Source organism: Kribbella yunnanensis (genome assembly GCF_039529655.1).
GTDB classification, from domain to species: Bacteria; Actinomycetota; Actinomycetes; order Propionibacteriales; family Kribbellaceae; genus Kribbella; species Kribbella yunnanensis.
Map to the genome: position 1 here is coordinate 140,617 of NZ_BAAANF010000020.1, position 26,019 is coordinate 166,635.

Here is a 26,019-nt window from a genome sequence, read left to right on the forward strand (position 1 = left end):
CAGCCTCGCCGGAGACGGGTGTCGTCCACATCCCACGGTGGGAGGCGATCGCCGTACGCCGGGCGACGTACTCTGGTGACATGTCACGGACCCGCAGCCCCCTGCTCGACCGGCCCGCAGCCGTCGAGGCCGACGGACTCGACGCCGGAGTCGCGGCCCACTACGGCTCGGATCTGCGCGAACAACGCGCCCTGGTCGCCGGTACGGCGTTCGTCGACCTGTCGCACCGTGACGTCGTCACGATCAAGGGGCCCGACCGCCTGACCTGGCTGCACGCGCTCACCACCCAGTACTTCGAAGGTTTCAAGCCCGGTACGTCGACCACCGCGCTCCTGCTGTCGCCGACCGGTCACGTGGAGCACGCCATGTACGGCGTCGACGACGGCGAAACGTTCTGGCTGCACACCGAGCCTGGTGCAGCGGCTGCGTTGGTCGAGTGGCTGCAGAAGATGGTCTTCATGTCGCGAGTCGAGATCACCGACGTCACGGACGACTACGCGATCGTCTGGCGGCCGGGCGCGGCTAGCGCTGAGCACCTGACGCGTTCGGGCGCGGACTCGCTGGGCGGGCATGAGGTCTTCCTCCCGCGGGCTGAGCTCGCCACGCTGGAGGGTCCGGCCGCCGGCATCTGGGCGTACGAGGCGCTCCGGATCGAGGCCGGCCACCCGCGCTTCGGCCTGGACACGGACGAGCGCGCGATTCCGAACGAGCTGGGCTGGCTGGGCATCGGCGTCCACCTGGACAAGGGTTGCTACCGCGGTCAGGAGACAGTCGCCCGTGTCCACAACCTCGGCCGCCCACCGCGCCGCCTCGTCCGACTCCTGCTCGACGGCTCGGTCGACCACCTCCCCACGCACGGGTACGCCGTACGGGTCGGTGAGAAGCAGGTCGGCTTCATCGGCTCCGCGGCCCGGCACCACGAGCTCGGCCCGATTGCGCTCGCGTTGGTGAAGCGGAACGTCGACCCCGAAGCCATCCTCGAGGTCGTCGCCGACGAGCAGCCGACCGTGACCGCGACCCAGGAGGTCCTGGTCGACCCCGAGGTCGGTCTGCACGTCCGCTCCCGGCTGTGAGCCGGATCATTCGCAAGACCGCTTTTTGCCCCTGACATTCAGGCCGTACAGTTCGTGCCGTGAGCGAACCTGTGATCCTGGCCGACGTCGTCCGCAGCGGCTTCGTCGAAGGCCACCACCGTGGCTCCGTCGTGGTGACCGACCCCGACGGCACCGTCTCCTGGTCGGTCGGCATCACCGACCAGCCGATGTTCCCCCGCTCCTCCAACAAACCCATGCAAGCCGTAGGAATGCTCCGCCACGGCCTCCCGCTGGACGGGAAACTGTTGTCGTTGGCGGGAGCGTCGCATTCGGGTGAGACGTTCCACGTGGACGGCGTCCGCGAGATCCTCAGCCTTGCGAACCTGGACGAGTCGGCGCTCCAGACACCGCCGGCGTACCCGATCGAGGACGCCGTACGCGATGCCTGGGTCCGGGCCGGCCATGGCCAGGAATCGATCGTCATGAACTGCTCGGGCAAGCACGCCGCGATGCTGCTGACCTGCGTGACCAACGACTGGCCGATCGACACGTACCGCTCGCCCGACCACCCGCTCCAGCAGGCCATCCGGACCGCGGTCGAGGACATCGCGGGGGAGAAGGTCTCGTACGTCGCCGTCGACGGCTGCGGTGCGCCCATCCTCGCGATCAGCCTGGCCGGTCTAGCCCGCTCGTTCGGCCTCTTCGCAGCCGCGGCCCCCGGCACCCTCGAGGCCAAGGTGAAGGACGCCTTCCGCGCCTACCCCGAGTACGCCAGCGGGAGTACGCGCGACGAGGCAGCCCTGATGCGCGCGGTCCCCGGCCTGTTCTGCAAGGTCGGCGCCGAGGCCGTCTACGCCGTAGGCCTCGACGACGGCCGCGGAATCGCGATCAAGATCGAAGACGGTACGCCGCGAGCCCGCGCGGTCGTGATGGCCGCCGTACTGCGCAAGCTCGGGGTCAACCACGAGGTCATCGACCAGCAGTCCCAGTTCCCGCTACTGGGCGGCGGCACCCAGGTCGGCGCCGTGCAGCCGCATGCTCCTGCCTTTGGGTGAGTGAGGTCACTGCGGGTCTGCTTGCAATTGCAAGCAGGTTGCTAGCAGACTGTGGGTATGGCCAGATTGAGTGATCGTGTTGCCGGGTCGGTGGGCTCCGTGGGGGAGTACCTGGCCGAGCAGCGGCGGCAGGCGCAGTTGTCGTTGCGGCAGCTGTCGGATCTGGCTGGAGTGTCGAACCCGTACTTGAGCCAGATCGAGCGCGGCCTGCGGAAACCGTCGGCCGATGTGCTGCAGCAGCTTGCGAAGGCGTTGCGGATCTCTGCGGAGACCTTGTACGTACGGGCCGGCATTCTCGATCCGGACGACAGCTCGGACGGCGAACGCGCCTCCGGGGTGGTTGATGCCGTCCTGCTGGACCCCTCGCTCAATGAGCGGCAGAAGCGGGTTCTGCTCGATGTGTACGCCTCGTTCGTCCGTGAGAACACGCCCACCGAGGAGCCTGCGAAGAAGCGGGCCGCGGCCAAGAAGACCCCTGCACGACCCCGCAGTACCAACTCGCCGAAAATTCAAGGAGAAGCCTGATGGCTACCCGTACGCCCGTCACCCCGTTGTACGCGATCGCCGGTGCCGGCGACCTGGCCGTGGAGAAGGTCCGCGCTGTCGGCGCCGACGTCACCACCCGGTTCGCCAAGCTCGACCAGAAGACCGTGCAGGCCGAGATCAGCAAGCGCCAGAGCGAGCTCACCGCGGAGCTGACCAAGCGTCAGGCCGAGCTGACCAAGCGCTTCGAGGCTTTGGTTGCCGACGCCCGCACCGCTCCGGCCAAGCTGCGTGAGCTGCCGGCCGTCGCGCAGGCCGGTTTCACCACCGTGCTCGGCCAGGCCGAGGAGACCTACGAGGACCTCGCCGGTCGCGGCAAGGACCTGGTCGAGCGGATCCGCTCGCAGCAGGCCACCGAGGACCTCGAGGCCGCCGCGAAGACCACGGTGAGCAAGGCCAAGGCCACCCGTACGACGGTGAAGAAGACCGCCGAGACCGCGCAGCGCAACGTCAAGGCGACCACCACCGCGGCCAAGAAGACCGCGAAGACGGCCGCCAAGGCCACCACCGACGCGGCCGCCAAGGTTGGCGACTGACAGTAGTAATTCACCCAACACTGGGTGAAAGTTCCGCCTGGGCGGCCCGCACCTGTGCATGACAGGGGTGGGCCGCCCGGTCTTTCGGCTAGGCTCGGGGCATGCTCCCACTCGCCACGTTCCCGAACCTCTTCCCGGGGTTCGCGGGCCCGTTCGAGATCATCTGGTGGGTGCTGCTCGGGCTGAAGCTGGTCGCGCTCCTCGATGCGGCCTTCCGGCCGCGGGCGGTGTTCCTCGCCGCGGACAAGCTGACCAAGCCCGGCTGGGTGCTGATCCTGGTCGTGTTCTCGCTCAGCCAGCTCTTCCAGGGATGGCTGAGTTTCTTCGGCCTGATCGGGATCGCGGCCGCCGGTGTCTACCTCGTCGACGCCCGGCCCGCCCTGCGCGCCGCCACCGGCCGCGGCCGGGGCGGCTGGGGCATCCGCCGCCGGCGCGGCCCCCGTCCGCTCTGAGGTACCGCTACGAGCGGTAGACGATCACTTTGTCGCCGACGTGCACCTGGTCGAACAGGATCTTGATCTTGCCGAGGTCCCGGACGTTCACGCAGCCGTGTGACGCCCCGTTGTAGCCGCGGGCCGCGAAGTCCGACGAGTACTGGACGGCCTGGCCGCCGCTGAAGAACATCGCGTAGGGCATCGGTGAGTCGTACAGCTTCGACACGTGGTTCCGGCTCTTCCAGCCAACCGTGAAGCCACCCTCACGAGTCGCGGTCTTCACCGCCCCGAACCGTACGTCGAACTGCATCTTCACGACGCCATCGACGACGTACCGCAGTTTGCGCGTGGTCTTGTCGATGCACAACGCCACCCCGGTCGCACACCGCGAGTCCAGCTTCCGCCCGTCGACCACCGGCACCGGCGGGTACAGCTCCTTCTGCATCGGCTCCTTCGTGACCGCAGCCAGCTTGTCCCACGTGTTCTGGTCGACATACCCGAGCGGCGGAATCCCCTTGGACTGCTGGAACTTCTTCACCGCTGACCGCGTCATCGTCCCGTACTCGTTGTCCAGATACCGCTTGTCCAGCAGCTTCAGCTGGATCAACCGAGCCTCGAGCTTCCGCACGCTCACACTCACCGCGCCGTACCGGTACAGGGCCTTCGGATAGATCGGCAGCTCCCCGCTCACCTCGAACGGCACCACCTTCACCTCAGCCGGCGTCGCCTTCGCAACCACCCCAGCCCCAGCCACCACCGCAACCGCCACCCCGGCGACCACCCCGGCCACCACGTTGCGAATGATCAGCGCGCGCATCGGACACCCCTCAGTCGACCTTGTCCCCGTACCCCGTAGGACGTCCTCACAGCCACTTTTGTTGACCCCCCAGCGTAAATTACTCACCACCACCCCGCATCCGCCGTAAGCAACTCGTGACCGGAGAACCCCGCATGGAGATCGTCCTCAGTACGGCGGACATCACCACCGTGCCTGCCGATGCGATCGTGAACGCCGCCCACCACGCCTTACGCGGCGGAGGCGGTGTCGACGGCGCGATTCACCGGGCCGGTGGTCCCGAGATCCTGGCGGAACTCATCGAGCGCTATCCCCGTGGCGCGGCACCGGGCGAGGCCGTGTGGACGACCGCGGGGGCGCTGCCGGCGTCGTACGTGATCCATGTGGTCGGGCCGAATTACAACGCCGGGCAACGGGATCCGGCGTTGCTGGAATCGTGTTACCGCAACGCGTTGCGGATCGCCGACGAGCTCGGCGTGAAGACGTTGGCGCTGCCGGCGGTTTCGGCGGGGATCTTCGGGTGGCCGGCGCAGTCGGCGGCCGACATCGCGGTCGGGACAGTTCGTCGTACGGCGAGCAGTGTCGTGACAGCGACGTTCTGTCTGGTGGAGCCGCGGCTGTACAAGGCGTTCGGGAACGCAACAGCGGCCGAGGCGTGAGCCCCGGCCGCTGTGCACGAACGATATGTCAGCCGCTGTAGACGACGACCTTGTCGCCGATCTTGATCTGGGCGTAGATCTTGGCGAGCTTGGCCTTGTCGCGGATGTTCAGGCAGCCGTGCGAGGCGCCGTTGTAGCCGCGGGCCTTGAAGTCGGACGAGTAGTGGACGGCCTGGCCGCCGCTGAAGAACATCGCCAGCGGCATCTTCGACTTGTAGAGCTTCGAGACGTGGTTCTTCGACTTGCGGTAGACCTTGAACTGGCCGTTCCGGGTCGGCGTCTTGGAGCCGCCGAAGCGGGCGTCCAGGACGTAGATGGTCTTGCCGTTGATCAGGTAGACCATCTTGCGCGTCTTCTTGTTGGCGCACATGACGCGGCCCTTCATGCACCGCGGGTCGAGGTGGTAGCGGCCGATGTACTTGGTCTTGACGGCGGCCTTCTGCGGCACGGCCACGGCGGTCTTGGGTGCGACCTTCGGAGCCACGGTCGCGGCCTGTGCCGTCGTACCGACTGTCAGAGCACCGACCCCGACGAATGCGACTGCGGTCACGGTGGCGCCGAGCTTACGCAGCATGCCCATGGTGTTTCCTTCCCCCAACTGAAGTTTTGCTGTTCACAGAGTCAGACGTCGGGCAGCGCCATCTGGTTGGTAACGATCCAGAAGTATCTCCCCGACGACCGGCCGAAAAACGGTGTATCACACCGGTGGAATTCGGCGCACGTCGTCGGGGTCGGCGTTGCCGAACCGTGTTGCGAAAAGGCTTATCAGGCCTTGGCTTTGCGCCCCAGCTTGGCGCGCTCGATCTGCGTCAGCGCGACCTTGCGCATCCGGATCGCGTCCGGGGTGACCTCGACGCACTCGTCCTCGCGGCAGAACTCCAGCGACTGCTCGAGCGACAGCTTGCGGGCCGGCACCAGCTTCTCGAACTCGTCCGCGTTCGAGCGGACGTTGGTCATCTTCTTTTCCTTGGTGATGTTGACGTCCATGTCGTCGGCGCGCGAGTTCTCGCCGATGATCATGCCCTCGTACACCTCGGTGGTCGGCTCGACGAACATCGTGCCGCGCTCCTGCAGGTTGATCATCGCGTACGACGTCGCGGCGCCGGCCCGGTCGGAGACCAGCGAACCGGACGGGCGCGTGCGCAGCTCGCCGAACCACGGCTCGTAACCCTCGAAGACGTGGTGCGCGATACCGGTACCCCGGGTGTCGGTGAGGAACTCGGTGCGGAAGCCGATCAGGCCACGCGCGGGCACCAGGAACTCCATCCGGACCCAGCCGGTGCCGTGGTTCGTCATCTGCTCCATCCGGCCCTTGCGGACCGCGAGCAGCTGGGTGACGGTCCCGAGGTACTCCTCGGGGCAGTCGATGGTCAGCCGCTCGACGGGCTCGTGCCGCTTGCCGTCGATCTCGCGGGTGACCACCTGCGGCTTGCCGACGGTCAGCTCGTAGCCCTCGCGACGCATCTGCTCGACGAGGATGGCCAGCGCCAGCTCACCACGGCCCTGCACCTCCCAGGCGTCCGGACGCTCGGTCGGCAGCACCTTCAGCGAGACGTTGCCGACGAGCTCACGGTCGAGCCGGTCCTTGACCAGGCGGGCGGTCACCTTGGTGCCCTTGACCCGGCCGGCCAGCGGCGAGGTGTTGGTACCGATCGTCATCGAGATGGCCGGCTCGTCCACGGTGATCAGCGGCAGCGGCTTCGGGTTCTCGGGGTCGGTCAGGGTGTCGCCGATCATGATCTCCGGGATACCGGCGATCGCGACGATGTCACCGGGGCCGGCCGAGTCGCCGGGCACCCGCTCGAGCGCCTCGGTGACCAGCAGCTCGGTGATCTTCACCCGCTGGATCGAACCGTCGTGGCGGCACCAGGCGACCTGGGAGCCCTTCTTCAGCGTGCCTTCGTGCACCCGGACCAGCGCGAGCCGGCCGAGGAACGGCGAGGCGTCCAGGTTCGTCACGTGGGCCTGCAGCGGCGCGTCCTCGGTGTACTCCGGGGCCGGCACGTTGGCCAGGATCGTCTCGAACAGCGGCTCGAGGTCCTCGGAGTCCGGCAGGCCGCCGTCGGCGGGCTGGGTCAGCGAGGCCCGGCCCGCGCGCGCCGAGGCGTACACGACCGGGAAGTCCAGGGCGCTCTGGTCGGCGTCGTGGTCGAGCAGGTCCAGGAACAGCTCGTAGGTCTCGTCGACGACCTCGGCGATCCGGGAGTCCGGACGGTCGACCTTGTTCACCACGAGGATGACCGGCATCCGGCGGGCCAGCGCCTTGCGCAGCACGAACCGGGTCTGCGGCAGCGGGCCCTCGGAGGCGTCGACCAGCAGCACGATCGCGTCCACCATGGACAGGCCGCGCTCGACCTCGCCACCGAAGTCGGCGTGACCGGGGGTGTCGATGATGTTGATCGTCACCGTCTCACCGCTGGCCATCTTGTGCCGGACGGCGGTGTTCTTGGCGAGGATCGTGATGCCCTTCTCACGCTCCAGGTCACCGGAGTCCATCGCCCGCTCGTCCACGTGCTGGTGGGCGCCGAAGGCGCCGGACTGCCACAGCATCGCGTCGACCAGGGTGGTCTTCCCGTGGTCGACGTGGGCCACGATCGCGACGTTGCGCAGGTCGTTACGGACAGGCATGGGGAAGCGCTCCAAGCAGTAGACTGGGTGTCAGGCGGTGGCTACGGCGTGTGTTGAGTCACGCCGCATTGATTTGCAGCAGGGGCCACTCGACGCAAGGCACAGCGTCTCTATCCTACCTGTCACGGTGCGTGGCAACGAATCGCGATCAGCTCCCCGGTGGCTGCCAGTCCAGGGCCCGGGTGCCCGACCGCTGCGCCGTACGGGCGGGAGTCAAGCGGAGCAGTGCATTGCGCAACGCCTGCCCGCGCCCGAGGTGTGCGCCCACCCGCGCCATCTGCGCCGACCTGGCAACCAACTTCTGGGTACGCCGGTAGCGCGCGCTCTCGTAGTCGCGCAGATCACCATCCGACCGCGCCAGCGCTCCAACCGATACACCGTCCTCGAGCGCCGAATTCGCCCCCTGCCCAAGTGTCGGGAGCATCGGATGAGCCGCGTCACCGATCAACGCCGTACGCCCCCGGGTGTATCGCGGCAAGGGCTTCGCGAGCTGCCACACGTCATGCCGGATCAACTCCGACGACTCAGTCGCCGCAATCAACGCCTGTACGTCGGGAGCCCACGAAGCGAAGTGTTCGTGAACACCGGCCAGCTCGTCCGAGAATCGGTGCCCAGCCGACAATGCGACGTACCCGTACCAATAGATCTGCTCAGCGCTGATCCGCAGCCTGCCGAACTCGGCTCGCGGTCCCCACACCATCGCGAACCGATCGGCCGCCGTGGTCGCGTCGGCCACGACCGCACGCCAGCTCGAATACCCGCTGTAGGCCAACGAATGGCCAGGAAAGAGCGCATCCCGAGTCGCACTCCGGATCCCGTCGGCGCCGATCACGAGATCCGCGGTCGCGGTGTGTGTGCCCCAGATCACCTTGGCTCGTTCGGCTCCCGGCGTACCGGGCTCGACGGCGGTGACCCGCGCTCCGGTGACGAGGTCGGCGCCGCGAGCCGCCCCGGCGAGTGCTGCGTGCAGTGCTTGGCGGTGGATACCGACCATCTCGCTGAGCGCGTCCGGTTCAGGTGCCCTCAGCAACCATTTGCCGTCCGAACGCCGGGTCCCGGCCGGACGAACGGCGTACCCGGATCGTCGGACCGCATCAGCCGCGCCGATCGCTGCCAGGGCTCGCATCCCGTTGACCGTCACGGCCAGCCCGGCGCCGACCTCGCCCAGCTCCGGCGCGCTCTCGAGGATCTGCACCTGCCAACCCGCCTGGAGCAATGACGCCGCAGCGGTCAGCCCGGCGATCCCGCCACCGATCACAATTGCTCGTTGTGCCATGGCTCCACGCTAGAAGTTTGCGGCGTTCTTCGCGTACGGCGTTGGGCGTATTCGCGGAGCCTTCCGGTGGCGGATGCCCGCCGGATGCTGCCGCGCCCAGAGTGATCACCATGGACGCCGATCGGAGACCTACGTCGGTCGATCGGTGGCGCGCAGATCGTCGGGCTCGGCGAGGCCGTGCACGGTACGGCGGAACTCACCCGTCTGAAGCTGCGAGTGGTCCGGTTTCTCGTGGAGGAGCTGGGTTTCCGGGCGATCGCCTTTGAGGACGACTGGTCGCTTGGCACGCAGCTCAACGAGTACGTGCTCACCGGTCGCGGCGATCTGCGGACACTGGTTCGCCAGCTCAGCAAGGAATCCCGGACCCACGAGATCGCCGAGCTGTTCGAATACCTTCGCGCCTACAACTCAACCCATCGCGACAAGGTCCGCTTCGCCGGCGCGGAATACTTCGCCACCAGACATCTCTCCTACGACGCGATCGACGAGTACGTCGGCCGCCGCGCCCCGGACCGCCTGTCGGAGCTGCGCCGCAGCCTGAATCCGATCCGGCCCACCATGACGGATATCGGCGACTACGTGCAGCGGTACTGGCGCGAAGTCCCGGCAGCCGACAAGGCGTCGTACATCGCGAAGGCGGAGGCAGTGCACGACCTGATCGCGGATCTCCCGCATCGCGCCAACGACCGGGATCACGCGATCACCGAGCAGCACGCCCGGCAGATCCGGTCGTTCTACACGGCGTTCAGTCTGCCCGAGGCCGAGATCTGGGCCTACCGCGATGCACGCGCGGCCGAGAACGTGCGCTGGTGGCACGGATTCACCCGCAACAAGGTCATCTACTGGGCCGCCAACGCCCACACCATGAACGCTCCGAACCTGCGCTTCGTGACCCCCGATGCCACCTTCAAGAACGTCGGTACGGCGCTCCGCGACTGGTACGGCGATCGCTACCGCTCACTCGGCTGCACGTTCGACCGCGGTACGGCGTTCGGCGGCGTCGACCTGCCGCCGGCCAAGCCCGACTGGTTCGAACACCGGGTATCGCCGACGCACGCCTACTGAACGCGGTGGACCTTGTGCTGCGCCGCTTGGGCGCGGGGGCGGACGGTGATGCGGTCGAGGTTCACGTGGGGTGGGCGTGAGGCGACCCAGCTGACGATGTCGGCGATGTCGTCGGACGTGAGCGGTTCGGCGACCCCGGCGTACACGGCGTCGGCCTTGGCCTGGTCGCCCTCGAACCGGGTCAGGGCAAAGCCTTCGCTCTTGACCATGCCGGGCGCGATCTCGCTGACCCGGACCGGCTGGTCGAACAGCTCGAGCCGCAGCGTGTCGACGACCGCCTTGGTGGCGTGCTTGGCGGCGACGTACCCGCCGCCGTTCTCGTAGGCCACCTGACCGGCGGTCGAGCCCATCACGATGATCGTGCCCTGCCCGGCGATAAGGGCCGGGAGCAACGACTTGGTGACGGCCGCGACGCCGATCACGTTCACCTCGTACATCCGCCGCCAGGCGTCCAGATCGGCGTCGGCCACCGGCTCGGCGCCGAACGCGCCACCGGCGTTGTTCACCAGCAGATCCAGCCGGTCACCGACAGTCGCGGCCAGTGCGGCCACGTCGTCCGCCGACGTGACATCACACTGGACCGCGCGACCGTCGATCTCCTTGGCCAGCGCCTCGGTCCGATCCAGCCGCCGGGCGGCCGCGATCACCTCGAACCCATCCTTGGCCAGCCGGCGGGCCGTGGCGGCCCCGATCCCGCTGCTCGCTCCGGTCACCACGGCAAGTGGACGTTCAGTCATACCTTCAGTGTTTCACTCGCCAGGATCTTGTCCGAACCTGTCTCAGGTACGGCGGCCTGTCGCCGCGCGGAAGCGATCGTGAACACCAGCAGGAGCAGGCTGAGTGCGAGGAAACCACCGAACAAACCCAGCGTTTGTCCGTCGGGGTGGATGACCGACTGCCCGCGGAACGCCTGGACGCTGGTGGTCACCATCAGACCGGTGTAGGCGATGACAGCTACACCGACGAGCCGGGCGCGGACCCGTTCCGGCCGGAGCCAGACCACGCGGGCCGCGAGGATGCTCAGCAGTACGACGACCGCCAGCAGGGCGTGGATCGCGTGCAATCCGATGAAGTGCGGGACCCGCAGGTCGCCGCCCTCGGTGCTCCAGTGCACGAACGGCAGGCCTGGACCGCCCGCCTCGACACCGACGCCGTGGCTACCGCCCAGCTCGACCGCGTTGCCGTAGGCGTCCACAGTCTGCTGGCGCGCCCCGTTCGCACCCACCAGGTAGAAGGCCAGCGCCATCCCGGCCAGCGCCAGCGCGATGCCGGTCCGGATCGCGCGGTTCAGCGGGGCGTCGCCGACGCGCTGGAACTGCAGCAGGATCGCGATCACCAGACTCGCGCCGAACAGCCCGAGAACGCCGGACATGAAGACCTGCTGACCGACCTGGTTGAACGTGTCGGTGTTGGCGTTGAAGTGACTGAACGTGCCGCGTGCGGCCTGCACGGCGACGAACCCGACGTCGACCACACCGGTGACCGCGAACACGGTCCCCAGCCACCAGCCGAACCGCTTGCCCTTGCGCAGCCGCGACAGCAGCCAGGCCAGCGTCGCGCCGTACAGGACGAAGGAGATGCCGAACTTGGCCGGCTTGAGCCAGACGGACTCGTTCAGGATCTCGCGGCTGTCGATCAGGAGACCGACGAACGAGACCAGGACCAGGGCGGCCATGACCGACACCATCACCATCAGCGGGCGATGCCACGTGCGTACTTCGGCGAGGACTTTGTGCATGCATTCATGCTTTCTGCGCAACGCCTGCACCGCAGTGGGCTCAGTCCGCCTCCCATGGGGGTGGTAGGTCTACTTACCGGCGTACGCTGGCGAGGTGAGTTTCCCGCCGTCCGCCGACCGCCCGCCGCGGCGGGTCGCGATGATCAGCCTGCACACCTCGCCGCTGGACCAGCCGGGTATCGGTGACGCCGGCGGCATGAATGTGTACGTCGTTGAGCTGTCGAAACAGCTCGCGGAGCTCGGGATCGAGGTGGACGTCTTCACCCGGGCGACCACCTCGGCGCTGCCGCCGCGGATCGAGCTGATGCCCGGCGTGACGGTTCGCAATGTCGCCGCGGGTCCGTATGAGGGCCTGACCAAGAACGAGCTGCCGGCCCAGCTGTGTACGTTCGCCCGGGCCGTGCTGCGAGCCGAAGCGATCCACGAACCCGGCTGGTACGACGTGATCCACTCGCACTACTGGTTGTCCGGGCAGGTCGGGTTGCTGGCGCGGGACCGCTGGGCGATCCCGCTCGTGCACACCATGCACACGATGGCGAAGGTCAAGAACGCCAGCCTGGCCGAGGACGACATACCGGAACCACCGGCCCGCGTGATCGGCGAGGAGCAAGTGGTCGAGTCCGCGGACCGGCTGCTGGCCAACACTCCGGACGAGGCCCAGGAGCTCATCAGCCTGTACGGCGCTCAGCCGGCGAAGGTCGGTGTGGTCAACCCTGGCGTGGACCTGGAGGTGTTCGGGCCCGGCGACCAAGCGGCGGCGCGGCGGGCGGTCGGCGTACCGGAGGATGCTGTTGTCCTGGCTTTTGTCGGGCGTATTCAGCCGCTGAAGGCTCCCGATCTGTTGATTCGGGCGGCCGCGCGGATTCTGGAGCGGGACCCGTCGCTTCGGAATCGGCTGGTGGTCGCGATCATCGGCGGTCCGTCGGGCAACGGGATGGAACACCCGGAGGCGCATGCCGAGCTGGCGCGGGAGCTGGGCGTGGACGACGTGACCCGGTTCGTGAAGCCGATGGAGCGGAGCGGGCTGGCCGACTGGTACCGAGCCGCCTCGGTCGTCTGCGTCCCGTCGTACTCGGAGTCTTTCGGGCTGGTCGCCCTGGAAGCGCAGGCCTGCGGTACGCCGGTGGTCGCGGCGGCCGTCGGTGGGCTGACGACCGCGGTCGCGAACGGGCAGACCGGGCTGCTGGTCGACGGGCACCGGGTCGACGACTTCGCCGACGCGCTGGCCCGGATCGCGACGGATCCGGTCACCCGCGAGACGATGAGCCAGGCAGCGGTCAAGCATGCGCGCGGCTTCGGCTGGGAACTGACCGCTCGGAAGACGCTGACGGCGTACCGGACCGCAGCGGAGTCGATGGCGGCCGATCTGGCTGCGGAGGTAGCCGGATGAGAGTGTCCGCGGCGGACGTGATCCGCCAGGTGCTGACCGAGAACGAGATCGAGTTCACCGAGAGCTCACCAGGCGTCTTCAGCGCCGACCTGCCGGGGGAGCGCAAGCTCAAGACCACGGTCGCGCTGACGGTCGGCGCCCAGGCCGTCCAGGTGCACGCCTTCGTGGCCCGGCACCCGGACGAGAACCACGAGGCCGTCTATCGCTGGCTCCTCGAGAAGAACCTGAAGATGTACGGCGTCGCGTTCGCGGTCGACCATCTCGGCGACATCCATCTGGACGGCCGGGTCCCGCTGCACGCGATCACCCCGACAGAGGTGGATCGGCTGCTGGGCGCCGTACTGGAGTATGCGGACTCGTCGTTCAACACGATCCTCGAGCTGGGCTTCGCCTCGTCGATCCGCAAGGAGTACGACTGGCGGATCTCGCGGGGCGAATCCACCCGGAATCTGGACGCTTTCAAGGGCTGGCTGGAGCCTCGTTAGACTCGGCCGCATGACCTATCGTCTGATCCTGCTCCGCCACGGCCACAGCGACTGGAACGCCAAGAACCTCTTCACCGGCTGGGTCGACGTCGACCTGAACGCCCAGGGTGTCGAGGAGGCGCACCGCGGCGGTGAGCTGCTCCGCGACCGCGGCCTGCTCCCCGACGTCCTGCACACCTCGCTGCTGCGCCGCGCGATCCGCACCGCGAACATCGCGCTCGAGGTGGCCGAGCGCCAGTGGATCGACGTCCGCCGTTCCTGGCGCCTCAACGAGCGCCACTACGGCGCCCTGCAGGGCAAGGACAAGAAGCAGACCCTCGAGGAGCTCGGCGAGGAGCAGTTCATGCTCTTCCGCCGGTCCTACGACACCCCGCCGCCCGCCATCGAGCGCGGCTCCGAGTTCGACCAGGCCGGCGACGCCCGCTACGCGGCCCTCCCGCCGGAGATCCTCCCCGCGACCGAGTGCCTCAAGGACGTCGTCGCCCGGATGCTCCCCTATTGGTACGACGCGATCGTCCCCGACCTCCGCGCCAACAAGACCGTCCTGGTCACCGCCCACGGCAACTCCCTGCGCGCCCTGGTCAAGCACCTCGACGGCCTGGACGAGCCCACCGTCGTCGGCCTCAACATCCCCACCGGCCTCCCCCTCCTCTACGAACTCGACGAGGACCTGAAGCCGATCACCCCCGGCGGCGAGTACCTCGACCCCGCCGCAGCCGCCGACGCCATCGAAGCAGTCAAGAACCAAGGCCGCTGACAGCTGCCTTCCCCACCCGGACACGCGTGAGTGCGCGGGTGGGGGTTCGGGTTCGTACGGTTGGTGCGTGAGTTTCGTGCGAGCCCTGGGGCGGGGCGTTCAGCGGGTGTTGAAGAGCGACAACCTCGATCTGTGGTTGCTGACCGGCGCAGCCGGAGTGTTCACGGTGCTCGGCATCGTGGATGTGGCCGACATGGCTGTGTTGAGTTCGGCGATTCTGGCGTTGCTGGCCGTCTTGGCGTTTGCACAGATCCGGTCCCGGCGACTGGTGGCCGAGATGGCGGGCAAGGGCCGACCGGCCGACGTACTGTTGCGGGATTTTCCTGAGGATCTGGCGCGGCGGCGGGCCGAGGCGGACGACGTACTGCTGATCGGGATCGCGATGGCGCGGACCGTTCAGGGATCGCGCGACGACTTCCACCGGGCGCTGGTGCGTGGGGCGCGGCTGCGAGTGCTGGTAGTCGATCCGAACGAGCAGGCGCTCGTCGAGCAGGCTGCGATGAACCGGCCGGTCGGGCGTGCGGCGCTGTTGTCGCAGCGGATCCTGAGCACGCTCGAGGAACTGGACGAGCTCAAGGCCAGCACGCAGGGAAACCTCGAGATCCGGGTCGCGCAGTTCGTCCCGCCGATCGGTGTGAACCTGATCCGGTCGCGTGGTTCGTCGACCGTGACCGTCCAGCAGCCCGAGTTGCGGCCCGCGTCCGAGCCCGGCCCGATCATGCACTTCGCCGAGTCAGACGGTGGTTGGTTCACCTTCTACGCGCAGCAGGCCGAACGGCTCTGGGAGGCCGGTACGGCGTGGCCGCCACCGCCGAGCCGACGGCTGCAGGCGATGGCGCGACCGCAGTTCGCCCAGTCGTTCGGACCCGAACTCATGAATTCGATCAAGGCCGCGAACGACCTGTTCATCACCGGCGTCGCGCGGAACACGCTCTTGACCGAGAACTACAACGAGTTCGAACGCCGGCTGCGGCACGGCTGCTCGATCCGGATGCTGCTGATCGAACCCTCGTCCGGTGCGGTCGGGATCGCCGCCGAACGCTATTACGCAGAACGATCGCCGGCGTCGGCCAGGGCCAGGATCGAGCAGTCGCTGCGATTGCTGGCCGAGCTGGCCGCATCGACCGGTGGATCACTCGAGGTTCGGCTCACGAATCATCCGATCCCGCTCGGGGTCGTCGCAGTCGACCCTGACGGGCAAACGGAGTACTCGGCGCTGTTCGTCGAGTACTACACCTTCCAGGCTGAAGGCGAACCGAAGTTCGTCCTTCAGCCGACTGACACCTGGTATCCGCAGTTCCTGGAAGAGGCTGAGATCCTCTGGCGGGCTGCGAAGCCCGTGCAGCTCTGACGGTCAGTCGCCGTTGCCGTTCGGGTTGGGGGTGGAGGCGCCGGCGCCGGAGCCCGCGGCGGTGCCGCCGACGGCGACCGGGAGCTCGCCGGTGACGAGGTAGACGACGCGGCGGGCCATCGAGACGGCGTGGTCGGAGATGCGCTCGTAGTACCGGCCGAGGAGGGCGATGTCGACGGCGACCTCGACGCCGTGCGGCCAGCTGTCGTCCATCATCAGGCGGAACTGGTTGGTGCGGAGCTTGTCCATCTCGTCGTCGGTGGCCTCGAGGGCGCTGGCGGCTTCGACGTCGCGGGTCTTGATCACGTCACCGGCGGCGTCGACCATGTGGCCGGCCACGGTGCCCATCTCCTGGATGACGTCGTGCAGCTCGGTCGGGATGGCCGGGGACGGGTAGCGCAGCCGGGCGATCTTGGAGACGTGGGCGGCGAGGTCGCCCATCCGCTCGAGGTCGGCGACCATCCGGAGGGCGGCGACCAGCATCCGCAGCTCGTTGGCGACCGGGGCCTGGCGGGCCATCAGCTCGAAGACCTTCTCCTCGACGCCTTCACCGGCCGCGTCCAGCTGGATGTCGGCGGCGATGACGTCCTCGGCCTGGCGGATGTCGGCCTCCAGCAGAGCTGCGGTCGACCGGCGGACGGCGGTGGACACGGTCCGGGTCATCCGCTCGAGCTCGGCGAGGATGTCGTCGAGCTGCTCGTGGTAACTGTCACGCATTGTGTTCGTTTCCGATCTGTGGTGTGCCCGTTCCCCGGTGCCGGACAGGCCAGTACCCGTCCAACGGTGACGGTATGCCGTCGAGGTTGCCGGACGGCGACGAGTGGTGAACGCCTGATGAACAGTTGAGACGTGTCCCGGTCATCCGGTGCTCATACGGGCTTTCCCTGCTGGTTGCCCGCGTAGCATCGATGCTGTGGACCCCACGCTGGCTGCGGTGCTGGGCGGCGTCATCGGCGCGGCCCTGGCCCTCCTTTCACTCGGCGCGATGATGCTTTCCGAGCGATCCCAGCGCAAGATCCCCGAGTCCCCGGACCCCGCCGTACCGAGTGGTGTCGCGACGGTGCTGTCCGTACTGCGCTCTTCGGCGGTCGTGATGGGCCCCGAGGATCAGGTGCTGCAGGCAAGCGCTCCGGCGCACGTGCTCGGCATCGTCCGGGGTGAGCGGCTGGTGGTCGACGACATCCTGACCATGGTCCGGGCGGTCCGCCGGGACGGCGAGATTCGCCAGCAGGACCTGGAGATCGTCCGCGGCCGGCTCGGCGCCACGCAGTACGTGAGCGCCCGAGTGGCGCCGCTGGGCAGCCAGCTGGTGCTGGTACTGGTCGAGGACCGGACCCGCGAGCGCCGGCTGGAGGCGATCCGGCGCGACTTCACCGTCAACGTCTCGCATGAGCTGAAGACCCCGGTCGGCGCGCTGATCCTGCTCGCCGACGCGGTCTCCGAGGCCTCGGACGACCCGGAGGCGGTGCAGCGGTTCTCGGACCGGATGCGGATCGAGGCCTCCAGGCTCAGCCGCCTGGTCAAGGAGATCATCGAGCTGTCCCGGCTGCAGGGCGACGACCCGCTGGAGCACCCGCACTCGGTCGACATCAACGGGGTCATCGAGGCCGCCGTCGACCGCTGCCGGGTGGACGCCGAGGACCGCGACATCAAGATCGTCGTGAAGACCGAGCCGGAGCTGGAGGTGATGGGCAGCGAGGACCAGCTGTCCATTGCCATCGGCAACTTGGTGGAGAACGCGGTCAACTACAGCCCGGACGGCACCCGGGTCGCGGTCGCCGCGCACCCGATCGGCGACCTGGTCGAGGTGACCGTCAGCGACCAGGGCGTCGGCATCCCGACCAGCGACCTCGAGCGCATCTTCGAGCGCTTCTACCGGGTCGACCGGGCCCGCAGCCGGGAGACCGGCGGCACCGGGCTAGGGCTGTCGATCGTCAAGCACATCGCCTCGATCCACGGCGGTGACGTGCGAGTCTGGAGTGTCGAAGGCCAAGGCTCCACATTCACCGTGAGACTCCCGTTGCGGCTCGAATCCGCCCCGGGCCAGACCGGTTCCCCCAGCCAGGAGGAGCCGGCCGTCACTCTGACGCCTACCCCGTCGGAGCAGATCACAAAGGAGACAGCTTCGTGACCCGAGTGCTGGTCGTCGAAGACGAAGAGAGCTACAGCGACGCGTTGTCGTACGTCCTGCGCAAGGAAGGCTTCGAGGTCGCCGTCGCGGAGACCGGGCCGGACGCACTGGACGAGTACGACCGGGCCGGTGCGGACATCGTGCTGCTCGACCTGATGCTGCCGGGCCTGTCCGGTACCGAGGTGTGCCGCGCGCTGCGCAGCCGCGGCAACGTCCCGGTCATCATCGTCAGCGCCAAGGACACCGAGGTGGACAAGGTCGTCGGGCTCGAACTGGGCGCGGACGACTACGTCACCAAGCCCTACAGCCCGCGCGAGCTGCTCGCCCGGATCCGCGCCGTACTGCGTCGTGGTCAGGACGTCGAGTTGCTGCCGGACACCCTCGAAGCGGGGCCGGTCCGGATGGACGTCGAGCGGCATGTCGTGACCGTCGGTGGGACCGAGATCCGGTTGCCGCTGAAGGAGTTCGAGCTGCTCGAGATGCTGCTGCGCAACACCGGCCGGGTGCTCACCCGCGGCCAGCTGATCGACCGGATCTGGGGCGCCGACTACGTGGGCGACACCAAGACCCTCGACGTCCACGTGAAGCGGCTGCGCTCGAAGCTCGAGAAGGACCCCTCGAACCCGTCGCACCTGGTCACCGTCCGCGGCCTCGGCTACAAGTTCGAGTCCTGACTCACAGCCCCGCGGGTCGTCAGGACCGTCGGGGTTAGCTTAGGCTGTCCTTAGTTTCGACTGAGGAGAGTCTCTGATGGCATTGCCCCCCTTCCGGGCGATCAGTGCGGCCGCCGGCGTACTGATCGCAACCAGCTTGCTCGTCGCCTGCAGTACTGCCGACGACCCGCAGCCGCAGGGGTCCGCCAGTACGGCGGGATTCCCGGTGAAGCTGAAGAACACCTTCGGGGAGACCGTCGTACCCGCGAAGCCGCAGCGGATCGTCACCCTCGGCTGGAACGCCCAGGACATCGTCCACGCCCTCGGCGAAACCCCGGTCGCCATGCCCAAGGTCACCTACGGCCCGACCCCGGCCGGCGTCACCGCCTGGGACGCGTCGTGGTTCGACCCCGCGAAGACCGAACTGCTCGACACCGGTGACAAGTACCCGTTCGAGAAGATCGCGGCGCTGAAGCCGGACGTGATCCTGGCGCCGTACGAGGGCTTCGACAAGGCGACGTACGACACCCTGTCGGGCATCGCGCCGACGGTCGCGTACCCGGGCGCCCCGTGGCAGACGACCTGGCAGGACCAGACCCTGCTGGTCGGCGAAGCCCTCGGCAAGAAGGCCGAGGCCGAGAAGCTGATCACCGGCCTCAACGACAAGATCAACCAGGTCGCCGCCGAGCACCCCGAATTCAAGGGCAAGACCCTCGCCGTCGGCTCCTTCGGCCAAGAGAACTGGCTCTACATGCCGGGCGACCCGCGCGTGCAGATCCTCAACCAGATGGGCTTCGTGAACGCGCCCGGCGTTGAGGCACAGCAGAAGAAGAACACCAAGAACGAGTTCGCGATCAGCATCAGCAAGGAAAAGATCGCCGACGCCGATGCCGACGTACTGATCGCGTACGTCGACGGCCTGGGTACGGCGAAGTTCGCCGCCGACCCCGTCTACTCGTCGTTGGGCGCGGTCAAACGCGGTAGCGCCTACGCCCTCGACGACGAACAGGTCATCTCCGGCATGAGCTCGGTCAGCGTCCTGAGCGTCCCCTGGGTCCTCGACAAAATGATCCCCAGCCTCGCCAAAGCGGCCCAAGCCGCCAACTGAACGTCCGACGGGACCTCGGCCACAGGCCCCGCCGGCACGACGAACGGGCCGCCCCGCGCCGGGAGCGGCCCGTTCGGTTGTCTACCCCCGCCTCGCTCCCACCTCGCTCCCACCTCGCTACCGCTCGGCCCGCCGGTGCCCACGCGGCTACCGCTGCTTCCTGGTGAGAACAGTTCGCCCGACCGCACATTCGCAACCGCCGCCGCTAAGCCCGCTCCTCCGTCGCGTGCACGCCGCTCGCTGAACCGGATTGGTGGAGTGGTGCGCGCCGCTTGCGATGCACACGGCGTGCCCCGCGCTCAGGAGCGGCACCCACGGCCGCCCTCTCGGGTTACGCGAGGCCGAAAGTGTCTTTGCCGATCCGGGCTGCACATCACGGGTGAATTGCATCCGTCTCGCCGGCCGACCGCACCCTTGCTGAGATCTGCAGTAACCTGCGACAATATTCGCACGTTATGAACACATGTGCGCAATGTTCACCGCTGGAGCCGTCATGACTGCTGAATCTCTCGAATCGCAGACTTACCTGCCCGACGAGCGTGAGCAACTGGCAACGGTCGCCAGCTTCCTCGAAGCCCACCACAGCAAGACGGGCGAGCTACCCGAGCGGCGTTACCTTCTCGTAGGCGCCGACGAGCACGAGCAGATCGAGCTTCCCGAGTCACTGCACAACGTGCTCGTGCAGGCTGTCGCGGCTTTGACGGCAGGGAAGGCGATCACGCTCTCGCCGACGATGCCGATGATGACGACACAACAGGCCGCGGATCTCCTCGGCGTCAGCCGACCGACAGTGATCCGCTTGATCGACGCGGGCGAACTCGACTGCGACCGGATCGGCAGCCGGCGGAAGATCCCGCTGCGGAGCCTTCTGGCCTACCGCGAACTCCGTCGACAGAGGCAGTACCAGGCGATCGCAGACACGTCGGTCGATGTCAGCGAAGACGAGGATCCTGCGGTCGTGGCCGAGCGCCTCAAGCGGATTCGGAAGCAGCGTGCCGAGGAGCGGCGGCGAGCAGCGGAACTCTGACATCATCGCGGAGTGTTCGCTGCACTCCTCGATCCTTGCGTCCTGTAGCCCAGCCGCCAAAGAGACTTCCTGCTCAGTCTCGCCGTGAGAATCTCTACCGCCCCTTGTGGAGTAGCGCGATCCTCGACGAGCTCGAGCACTGCGAGATCGACAAGTACACAACGAGAGACGGACTTCCCCTCGCCGAGGCCGAGACGAGATCGGCACGTCTCATCGAGCAGTTGCGCAGATTCTTCGACGACGCCGAGGTACCGAACTGGGAGCCGTGCGACGGCCAGTTCGACCTCCCGGATCGCCATGACGAACATGTCGTGGCAGCCGCGGTGGCGGGTCATGCCGGTGCGATCGTGACGGACAATCTGAAGGACTTCCCGGCGGAGAAGATTCCGCACGGGATCCAGGTGGTGGTACCGCGAGAGTTCGCTGCCAACACCGTGGCGGTCTCACCGCAGGCGGCCCTGGACGCGGTGTCGAAAATGACCCGGCGCCTCATCGATCCTCCGATGTCGGTGGACGACATTCTCGCGGTTCTGCGCGACAGGTACGAGATGCACGAGGCAGTCGCCTTGATCAACGACGCCCGCTAACCGCGGTCGGGATCCGAACCGCACTCATCCGGGTCAGCAAGCCGCGTGCACGCGACGGAGGAGCGGGCTTAGCGGCGGCGGTCGCGAATGTGCGGTCGCCGAAATGCTGTTGGCAGGAAGCGGCGGCAGCCGCGCAGGAAGGGTGGGTGGGGCACCGGCGGGCCGAGCGGTAGCGAGGCGGGAGCCGGTGCGAGGGGTACTAGTGCTCGCCCTTGGGGGCGTCGTCGCGCGGGGTGGGGGCGTAGTGGTCGTCGGTGAGGACGGGGATGTCGGTGGTGATGGGGCCGGCTTTGGCGAAGGTGATGACGACGTTGACCATCTTGCCGGGCTCGGCGCCGGTGACCGAGAAGGGAGCCGCCGCGGGGGTCTTCGGGGTGCCCGAGGGAGTGACCGTGGGGGTGGTGCTCGGGGTGGCCGTCGGGGTGGCGTCGACACCGCCGGTCTGGGGGAGGCGGAGGGCGGCGCCTACCGCGAGGCTGAGGGGGTCGAACTTGCCGAAGGTGACGGGCGCCGGGTCTTCCGGCGGGGTGTCGGCGGTCGGCGGCTTCGGCGGGGCCTGGGTGATGGAGACCAGGGTGTCGGTGGCGGTGCCGTTGTTGATGACTACGCCGTGCAGTTCGCCCTTGCCGTGCTCGTCCGCGAGGACCAGGAGGTTGCGGACCACGATGCCGCCGGAGGAGGCGTTGGTGCCTTCGGCCGGCTGGTACGGCTGTGCGGTCTGGGCGTTGAAGTTCGCGCCACAGGCCGCCAGGACGATACTGAGAGTGGCGGCGGCACTCGCCAGCGCGGCGCGCCGGACGGACCGCGCGGACAACGTGATCGGCACTGGAATCCCTCTCCTGCAAGCTGTTTCGGGGTCCTTCGGCGCACGGCCTCCGGCGCAGCACAGCGTAGTGCCACCCCGGGTGAGGGCCGACGCCGGGTGGGCACCCGTTGGTGTCACCGGCAACAGTCTTCGCGCGCACGAGGCATGGCGGGGAGCCTTTGTCAAGGCGGGAAATGGCCTCTGACCAGCACAAACGTCAGAACCGGACCAGCCGGCGCGTGGTAGGATAGGACTCGGAAAGGGGCACGTGACATATGACTTTCACAGTCGGCGAGACGGTTGTTTACCCCAATCACGGTGCGGCCGTCATCGAGGACATCGAGACCCGTCAGATCAAAGGTGAGGACAAGACCTATCTGGTCTTGAGGATCGTCGCTCAGAACGACCTGGTCGTCCGGGTCCCCGCGTGCAACCTCGATCTTGTCGGCGTGCGTGACGTCGTGGATCAGGCCGGTCTGGAGCGCGTCTTCGACGTGCTGCGGGCTCCGCACACGGAGGAGCCGACCAACTGGTCGCGACGTTACAAGGCGAACCTGGAGAAGTTGCACTCCGGTGACGTGATGAAGGTGGCCGAGGTCGTCCGCGACCTGTGGCGCCGTGAGCGGGACCGTGGTCTGTCCGCCGGTGAGAAGCGGATGCTGGCGAAGGCTCGCCAGATCCTCGTCTCGGAGCTGGCGCTAGCCGAGCACACGAACGAGGACAAGGCGGAAGCCATCCTCGACGAGGTCCTGGCGTCCTGATTGTCAGGTCGAGTCTGATCCCGTGACCCTGCTGTCCTGTGTTGTCGCCAGATGAGTACGGCGGCGATCATTCCGGCGGCAGGTCTCGGGTTGAGGCTCGGTGGTGAGACCCCGAAGGCGTTTCGAGAGGTCGGTGGCGACGCGCTGCTGGTCCATGCGGTTCGTGGACTGAAGGCAGCGTCCGCCGCCGACCTCGTCTGTTTGGTGGTCGCAGTCCCACCCGGCACCGAAGAAACCGTCACCAAAGAGCTCACCCCGTACGTCGGGGACACCCGCCTGCTCGTGGTCGCGGGTGGCGCGGAGCGGTCGGACTCGGTCCGGACCGCGCTCGAGCTGGTTCCGGTCGAGGGGATCGACTGCATTCTCGTGCACGACGCGGCCCGGGCGTTCGTCCCGGTCGACGCGATCGAGCGGGTGGTGGCGGCCGTGCGAGCCGGCGCCGAGGCCGTCGTACCGGCGGTTGCGGTGACAGACACGATCAAGCAGGTCGGTCCGACCGGTGAGGTCGTGGCCACGCCGGACCGGTCGACGCTGGTTGCGGTGCAGACTCCGCAGGGCTTCGCCCCCGACGTACTGCGGCGCGCGCATGCGGCGGGTGTGGTCGGGGCGACCGACGATGCGATGCTGTGCGAGGCGCTCGGCGTGACCGTGCTGACGGTCGAAGGGTCGCCGGACGCGTTCAAGGTGACGCGCCCCCAGGACTTACTGCTGGCGGAGGCGCTGCTGGCGGAGAGGCGATTGGTTTGATCGAGGGCAGGATCCCCCGGATCGGCAACGGCATCGACATTCACCCGTTGGAGGAGGGCCGCCCGATGTGGCTGGCCGGCCTGCACTGGCCGCGCGAAACCGTCGGCGCCGCAGGACACTCGGACGGCGACGCAGCAGCCCACGCCATCTGTACGGCGTTGCTGAGCGCAGCCCGGCTGGGTGATCTCGGAACCAACTTCGGGACGGATGATCCTCAGTTCGCCGGTGCGTCCGGGGTATCGCTGGTGGCCGAGTCCGCCAGCCGTGTGCGTGCCCTCGGCTACGAGATCGGCAACGTCACCGTGCAGGTGGTGTGCAACCGCCCACGGTTCCTCCTGCGCCGGCAGGAAGCCGAAGAGGTCCTGAGTGAAGCCTGCGGCGCCGAGGTCTCAGTAGCCGCCGCCACGAGCGATGGCCTGGGTTTCACCGGCCGAGGCGAAGGCATAGTCGCCATGGCCACCGCCCTCATCTACTGACCGTGGTTGGGGAGTAAGGGCACGTCGCCCTCGCCCGGGCCTAGCTCGGGGGCGCGTTGCGCTCGACCGGGTCTGGCGAGAAGCGGGTGGCTCGGGCATCTAACTCGTCTCCGCTGACCACCGTCAGCGGCGCGTAGAGGTCGGGGCGGCGGCCCCTTATCCAGCGTTGGCCTGTGGACAGCGGCACGAGGTCCAGGTCGAGGTCGGCGGTTACTACTGCTTCGGCGGGGACTGGGGTTTCGGCGATGATGCGGCCGTAGGGGTCGAGGACCATCGCGTTGCCGGTGCGGAGTTCGTCATCGTCCGGGCCGACTCCGTTGCTGAAGACGACGAAGATGCCGTTGTCGTGGGCCCGGGCCGGCAGCCAGCGCAGCAACCACTCGCGACCGTTCGGGCCGTTGAAGGCTTCGGTCGGATCTCCGTCCCAGACCGACAGCGGGATCGGCTTCATCCCATGCGGGCTCCGTGAGTTCGTACCGCCGGTCTGGTGCGGAGCGAGCAAGACCGTGGCCCCAAGCAACGCCGTGATCCGGACGTTTTCGACCAGGTTGTTGTCCCAGCAGATCAGTACCCCGGCGCGGAATCCCCACGGCGTCTCGAACACCGTGTACGACGATCCGCTGGCGATCGCCTCGTGTTCGAACGCATGCAGTTTCCGGTGCACGTGGACCTCGCCGTTCGGCAGACAGACGGCGTACGCGTTGAAGAGTTGACCGCCAGCGGCCTCCAAGAACCCGACCCCAAGACCAGCATCCAGGTCCTTGGCCAGGGCAAGCACCTGACGGATCAGCGGACCATCGACCGGTTGCGCCAGCTCGGCCAGTCGCGCAGCCGTGTGCCGCCGCAAGTGCCAGTAGCCGAGCAGGCAGAGCTCCGGGAAGACGACCAGCCGCGCGCCCTCGGCAACGGCCTGCCGGGCCAGCCGCTCGACCGTGGCGAGGTTCTGGGCGGGCTGGTCGGGGACGGCCTGGAACTGAACGGTGGCGGTGCGAAAGAGCCTCATACGACCATCGAAACGCCCAGCGATCCATCACGTCCAATAGATGTTTATCGATTTTCCATATCCTATGGTTATGGACCTGCGCTTGCTGCGGGCATTCGTCACCGTCGCCAGGCTGCGGACCTTCGGGGCCGCGGCCGATGAGCTCGCGACCAGTCAGCCCGCGCTGACCAAGCAGATCCAGGTCCTGGAGCGTCGGCTCGGTTCGGTGCTGTTCGTACGCGGCCGGCACGGTGCGCGGTTGACTCCGGAGGGTGAACTGCTGCTACCCGACGCTCTGCAGTTGCTCGAGCGTTCAGAAGCCTTCGAACGCCGGGCCGCTCAGGTCGCCGCAGGTGTCGAGGGCTCGCTCGCGATCGGCTTCGGCCTGTCCGGCATCGAGCTGGCCCCGCGCGCGGTGGCGCTCTTCCGCAGCCGCTGGCCGCGAGTCTCGGTGTCGCTGGAAGATATGTCCTCGGCCGAGCAGTGTGAGCGGCTCCAAGCAGGCGGTCTGCAGATCGGCTTCGTCCGCCTCCCAGTCCCGGCCGGCCTCGAGCAGCTGCGCCTCCGCAAGGACCGCCTGGCCCTGGCACTCCCCATCGACCAGTCCGTGCCCCGAGACCTCGCCCGCTGGTTGGACGGTCGCCCACTGGTCCGACTGACGCCAGACCGCGGCCCCGGCCTCACAGCTCAGATCAACGGCCTGTACGCCGAGCTCGGTTGCCACCCGCAAGTACTTCAGGAAGCCGGGGACCTGCAGACGATGCTCGCGCTCACCGCAGCCGGCGCCGGACCCTCCGTCGTACCGCTGTCTGCCGAACGCATCGCCCCCGGCGAGGTCCGCCTAGTCCCACTGCCCGGCCGCGCAGCCACCTGGTGGATCGGCGCCGCCTGGTCCACCCGCACGCCCCTCACCGAACGCTTCCTCCAAGCCGCCGCCGAAGTAGCCCGCACCACCTGAACCATCTGATGGGTTAACCCATCGGCGTGTGGGTTCC

General features: G+C 67.9%; 29 protein-coding genes. 20 read left to right on the forward strand and 9 right to left on the reverse strand.

All coding sequences use genetic code 11. The annotated features are described in order from the left end of the window. The first annotated feature begins 80 nt into the window (after window positions 1-80). From ygfZ to ABD231_RS30690, 5 genes are all read left to right on the forward strand, one after another. Entirely contained in the window at window positions 81-1,073 is a 993-nt protein-coding gene (gene ygfZ, locus ABD231_RS30670) for a CAF17-like 4Fe-4S cluster assembly/insertion protein YgfZ (protein WP_344159557.1), read from the forward strand. Window positions 1,074-1,132: 59 nt separating this feature from the next. After that, window positions 1,133-2,089 carry an asparaginase gene (locus tag ABD231_RS30675; protein WP_344159561.1) on the forward strand — a complete coding sequence of 319 codons (957 nt, stop codon included), beginning with the start codon at window positions 1,133-1,135 and terminating at the stop codon, window positions 2,087-2,089. A gap of 57 nt (window positions 2,090-2,146) precedes the next feature. Beyond that, entirely contained in the window at window positions 2,147-2,614 is a 468-nt protein-coding gene (locus tag ABD231_RS30680) for a helix-turn-helix domain-containing protein (RefSeq protein WP_344159564.1), read from the forward strand. Continuing rightward, window positions 2,614-3,168: a hypothetical protein gene (locus tag ABD231_RS30685; RefSeq protein WP_344159567.1), complete on the forward strand. Its 555-nt coding sequence runs from the start codon at window positions 2,614-2,616 to the stop codon at window positions 3,166-3,168. Before ABD231_RS30680 ends, ABD231_RS30685 begins: the two co-directional genes overlap by 1 nt. A gap of 101 nt (window positions 3,169-3,269) precedes the next feature. Next, window positions 3,270-3,620, forward strand: coding sequence for a DUF2516 family protein (locus tag ABD231_RS30690; RefSeq protein WP_344159570.1), 351 nt, complete (start codon window positions 3,270-3,272; stop codon window positions 3,618-3,620). A 7-nt stretch (window positions 3,621-3,627) separates the two neighbouring features. On the opposite strand, the gene ABD231_RS30695 is transcribed toward ABD231_RS30690, so the two are convergent. Beyond that, complete coding sequence (locus tag ABD231_RS30695; protein WP_344159572.1) at window positions 3,628-4,419, reverse strand: L,D-transpeptidase family protein; 792 nt, start codon at window positions 4,417-4,419, stop codon at window positions 3,628-3,630. A gap of 134 nt (window positions 4,420-4,553) precedes the next feature. On the opposite strand from ABD231_RS30695, the gene ABD231_RS30700 reads away from it, so the two are divergent. Then, complete coding sequence (locus tag ABD231_RS30700; RefSeq protein WP_344159576.1) at window positions 4,554-5,057, forward strand: macro domain-containing protein; 504 nt, start codon at window positions 4,554-4,556, stop codon at window positions 5,055-5,057. A 28-nt stretch (window positions 5,058-5,085) separates the two neighbouring features. Here ABD231_RS30700 and ABD231_RS30705 read toward each other — a convergent pair whose 3' ends face one another. From ABD231_RS30705 to ABD231_RS30715, 3 genes are all read right to left on the reverse strand, one after another. Beyond that, window positions 5,086-5,637: a L,D-transpeptidase gene (locus ABD231_RS30705; protein ID WP_344159579.1), complete on the reverse strand. Its 552-nt coding sequence runs from the start codon at window positions 5,635-5,637 to the stop codon at window positions 5,086-5,088. A gap of 185 nt (window positions 5,638-5,822) precedes the next feature. After that, on the reverse strand, window positions 5,823-7,685 hold the full coding sequence (typA, locus tag ABD231_RS30710; RefSeq protein ID WP_344159582.1) for a translational GTPase TypA: 1,863 nt from the start codon (window positions 7,683-7,685) through the stop codon (window positions 5,823-5,825). 148 nt (window positions 7,686-7,833) lie between these two features. Beyond that, window positions 7,834-8,961 (reverse strand): FAD-dependent monooxygenase, encoded by a 1,128-nt coding sequence (locus ABD231_RS30715; protein WP_344159585.1) that lies wholly within the window; start codon window positions 8,959-8,961, stop codon window positions 7,834-7,836. Window positions 8,962-9,192: 231 nt separating this feature from the next. Between ABD231_RS30715 and ABD231_RS30720 the strand changes: the two genes are divergently transcribed. Then, a complete protein-coding gene (locus ABD231_RS30720) occupies window positions 9,193-10,026 on the forward strand; it encodes an erythromycin esterase family protein (RefSeq protein ID WP_344159588.1) in 834 nt (277 codons plus the stop codon). On the opposite strand, the gene ABD231_RS30725 is transcribed toward ABD231_RS30720, so the two are convergent. Together ABD231_RS30725 and ABD231_RS30730 are read right to left on the reverse strand one after the other, a co-directional pair. Then, window positions 10,020-10,763 (reverse strand): SDR family NAD(P)-dependent oxidoreductase, encoded by a 744-nt coding sequence (locus ABD231_RS30725; protein WP_344159591.1) that lies wholly within the window; start codon window positions 10,761-10,763, stop codon window positions 10,020-10,022. The two genes, ABD231_RS30720 and ABD231_RS30725, sit on opposite strands and share 7 nt — an antisense overlap. Continuing rightward, a complete protein-coding gene (locus tag ABD231_RS30730) occupies window positions 10,760-11,764 on the reverse strand; it encodes a hypothetical protein (RefSeq protein ID WP_344159594.1) in 1,005 nt (334 codons plus the stop codon). Before ABD231_RS30730 ends, ABD231_RS30725 begins: the two co-directional genes overlap by 4 nt. A 139-nt stretch (window positions 11,765-11,903) precedes the next feature. Here ABD231_RS30730 and mshA point away from each other — a divergent pair, with 139 nt between their 5' ends. The 4 genes from mshA (at window position 11,904) to ABD231_RS30750 (ending at window position 15,747) form a co-directional block, all read left to right on the forward strand. Then, window positions 11,904-13,154 (forward strand): D-inositol-3-phosphate glycosyltransferase, encoded by a 1,251-nt coding sequence (gene mshA / locus ABD231_RS30735; protein ID WP_425554228.1) that lies wholly within the window; start codon window positions 11,904-11,906, stop codon window positions 13,152-13,154. Further along, complete coding sequence (locus tag ABD231_RS30740) at window positions 13,151-13,639, forward strand: type III secretion system chaperone family protein (protein WP_344159599.1); 489 nt, start codon at window positions 13,151-13,153, stop codon at window positions 13,637-13,639. The genes mshA and ABD231_RS30740 overlap by 4 nt, the downstream gene beginning before the upstream one ends. Before the next feature lie 10 nt (window positions 13,640-13,649). Further along, on the forward strand, window positions 13,650-14,396 hold the full coding sequence (locus ABD231_RS30745) for a phosphoglyceromutase (RefSeq protein WP_344159602.1): 747 nt from the start codon (window positions 13,650-13,652) through the stop codon (window positions 14,394-14,396). Between the two features lie 67 nt (window positions 14,397-14,463). After that, entirely contained in the window at window positions 14,464-15,747 is a 1,284-nt protein-coding gene (locus ABD231_RS30750; protein WP_344159605.1) for a hypothetical protein, read from the forward strand. Between the two features lie 3 nt (window positions 15,748-15,750). On the opposite strand, the gene phoU is transcribed toward ABD231_RS30750, so the two are convergent. Then, window positions 15,751-16,464 carry a phosphate signaling complex protein PhoU gene (phoU, locus tag ABD231_RS30755; RefSeq protein WP_344159608.1) on the reverse strand — a complete coding sequence of 238 codons (714 nt, stop codon included), beginning with the start codon at window positions 16,462-16,464 and terminating at the stop codon, window positions 15,751-15,753. A gap of 196 nt (window positions 16,465-16,660) precedes the next feature. Here phoU and ABD231_RS30760 point away from each other — a divergent pair, with 196 nt between their 5' ends. The 5 genes from ABD231_RS30760 (at window position 16,661) to ABD231_RS30780 (ending at window position 21,253) form a co-directional block, all read left to right on the forward strand. Beyond that, window positions 16,661-17,878: a sensor histidine kinase gene (locus ABD231_RS30760; RefSeq protein ID WP_344159611.1), complete on the forward strand. Its 1,218-nt coding sequence runs from the start codon at window positions 16,661-16,663 to the stop codon at window positions 17,876-17,878. Next, on the forward strand, window positions 17,875-18,552 hold the full coding sequence (locus tag ABD231_RS30765; protein ID WP_185442982.1) for a response regulator transcription factor: 678 nt from the start codon (window positions 17,875-17,877) through the stop codon (window positions 18,550-18,552). The genes ABD231_RS30760 and ABD231_RS30765 overlap by 4 nt, the downstream gene beginning before the upstream one ends. A 76-nt stretch (window positions 18,553-18,628) precedes the next feature. Continuing rightward, window positions 18,629-19,639: an iron-siderophore ABC transporter substrate-binding protein gene (locus tag ABD231_RS30770; protein ID WP_344159618.1), complete on the forward strand. Its 1,011-nt coding sequence runs from the start codon at window positions 18,629-18,631 to the stop codon at window positions 19,637-19,639. A gap of 493 nt (window positions 19,640-20,132) precedes the next feature. Beyond that, window positions 20,133-20,666 (forward strand): helix-turn-helix domain-containing protein, encoded by a 534-nt coding sequence (locus ABD231_RS30775; RefSeq protein ID WP_344159621.1) that lies wholly within the window; start codon window positions 20,133-20,135, stop codon window positions 20,664-20,666. Window positions 20,667-20,770: 104 nt separating this feature from the next. Then, window positions 20,771-21,253: a VapC50 family PIN domain-containing toxin gene (locus tag ABD231_RS30780; protein WP_344159624.1), complete on the forward strand. Its 483-nt coding sequence runs from the start codon at window positions 20,771-20,773 to the stop codon at window positions 21,251-21,253. Between the two features lie 199 nt (window positions 21,254-21,452). Here ABD231_RS30780 and ABD231_RS30785 read toward each other — a convergent pair whose 3' ends face one another. Further along, window positions 21,453-22,079, reverse strand: coding sequence for a hypothetical protein (locus ABD231_RS30785; RefSeq protein WP_344159627.1), 627 nt, complete (start codon window positions 22,077-22,079; stop codon window positions 21,453-21,455). Between the two features lie 254 nt (window positions 22,080-22,333). On the opposite strand from ABD231_RS30785, the gene ABD231_RS30790 reads away from it, so the two are divergent. The 3 genes from ABD231_RS30790 to ispF are packed head-to-tail and all read left to right on the forward strand — an operon-like array spanning window position 22,334 to window position 24,042. Continuing rightward, a complete protein-coding gene (locus ABD231_RS30790; RefSeq protein ID WP_012918679.1) occupies window positions 22,334-22,819 on the forward strand; it encodes a CarD family transcriptional regulator in 486 nt (161 codons plus the stop codon). Window positions 22,820-22,870: 51 nt separating this feature from the next. Further along, the gene (ispD, locus tag ABD231_RS30795) at window positions 22,871-23,566 is read left to right on the forward strand and encodes a 2-C-methyl-D-erythritol 4-phosphate cytidylyltransferase (RefSeq protein ID WP_344159630.1); all 696 of its coding nucleotides are present in this window, start codon (window positions 22,871-22,873) and stop codon (window positions 23,564-23,566) included. Then, complete coding sequence (gene ispF / locus ABD231_RS30800) at window positions 23,563-24,042, forward strand: 2-C-methyl-D-erythritol 2,4-cyclodiphosphate synthase (RefSeq protein WP_344159632.1); 480 nt, start codon at window positions 23,563-23,565, stop codon at window positions 24,040-24,042. The genes ispD and ispF overlap by 4 nt, the downstream gene beginning before the upstream one ends. A gap of 40 nt (window positions 24,043-24,082) precedes the next feature. Here the strand turns inward: ispF and ABD231_RS30805 are convergent, their stop codons facing one another. Continuing rightward, window positions 24,083-25,045 carry a nitrilase family protein gene (locus tag ABD231_RS30805; protein ID WP_344159634.1) on the reverse strand — a complete coding sequence of 321 codons (963 nt, stop codon included), beginning with the start codon at window positions 25,043-25,045 and terminating at the stop codon, window positions 24,083-24,085. A 70-nt stretch (window positions 25,046-25,115) separates the two neighbouring features. Between ABD231_RS30805 and ABD231_RS30810 the strand changes: the two genes are divergently transcribed. Next, entirely contained in the window at window positions 25,116-25,982 is an 867-nt protein-coding gene (locus ABD231_RS30810; protein WP_344159637.1) for a LysR family transcriptional regulator, read from the forward strand. Window positions 25,983-26,019 lie beyond the last annotated feature (37 nt).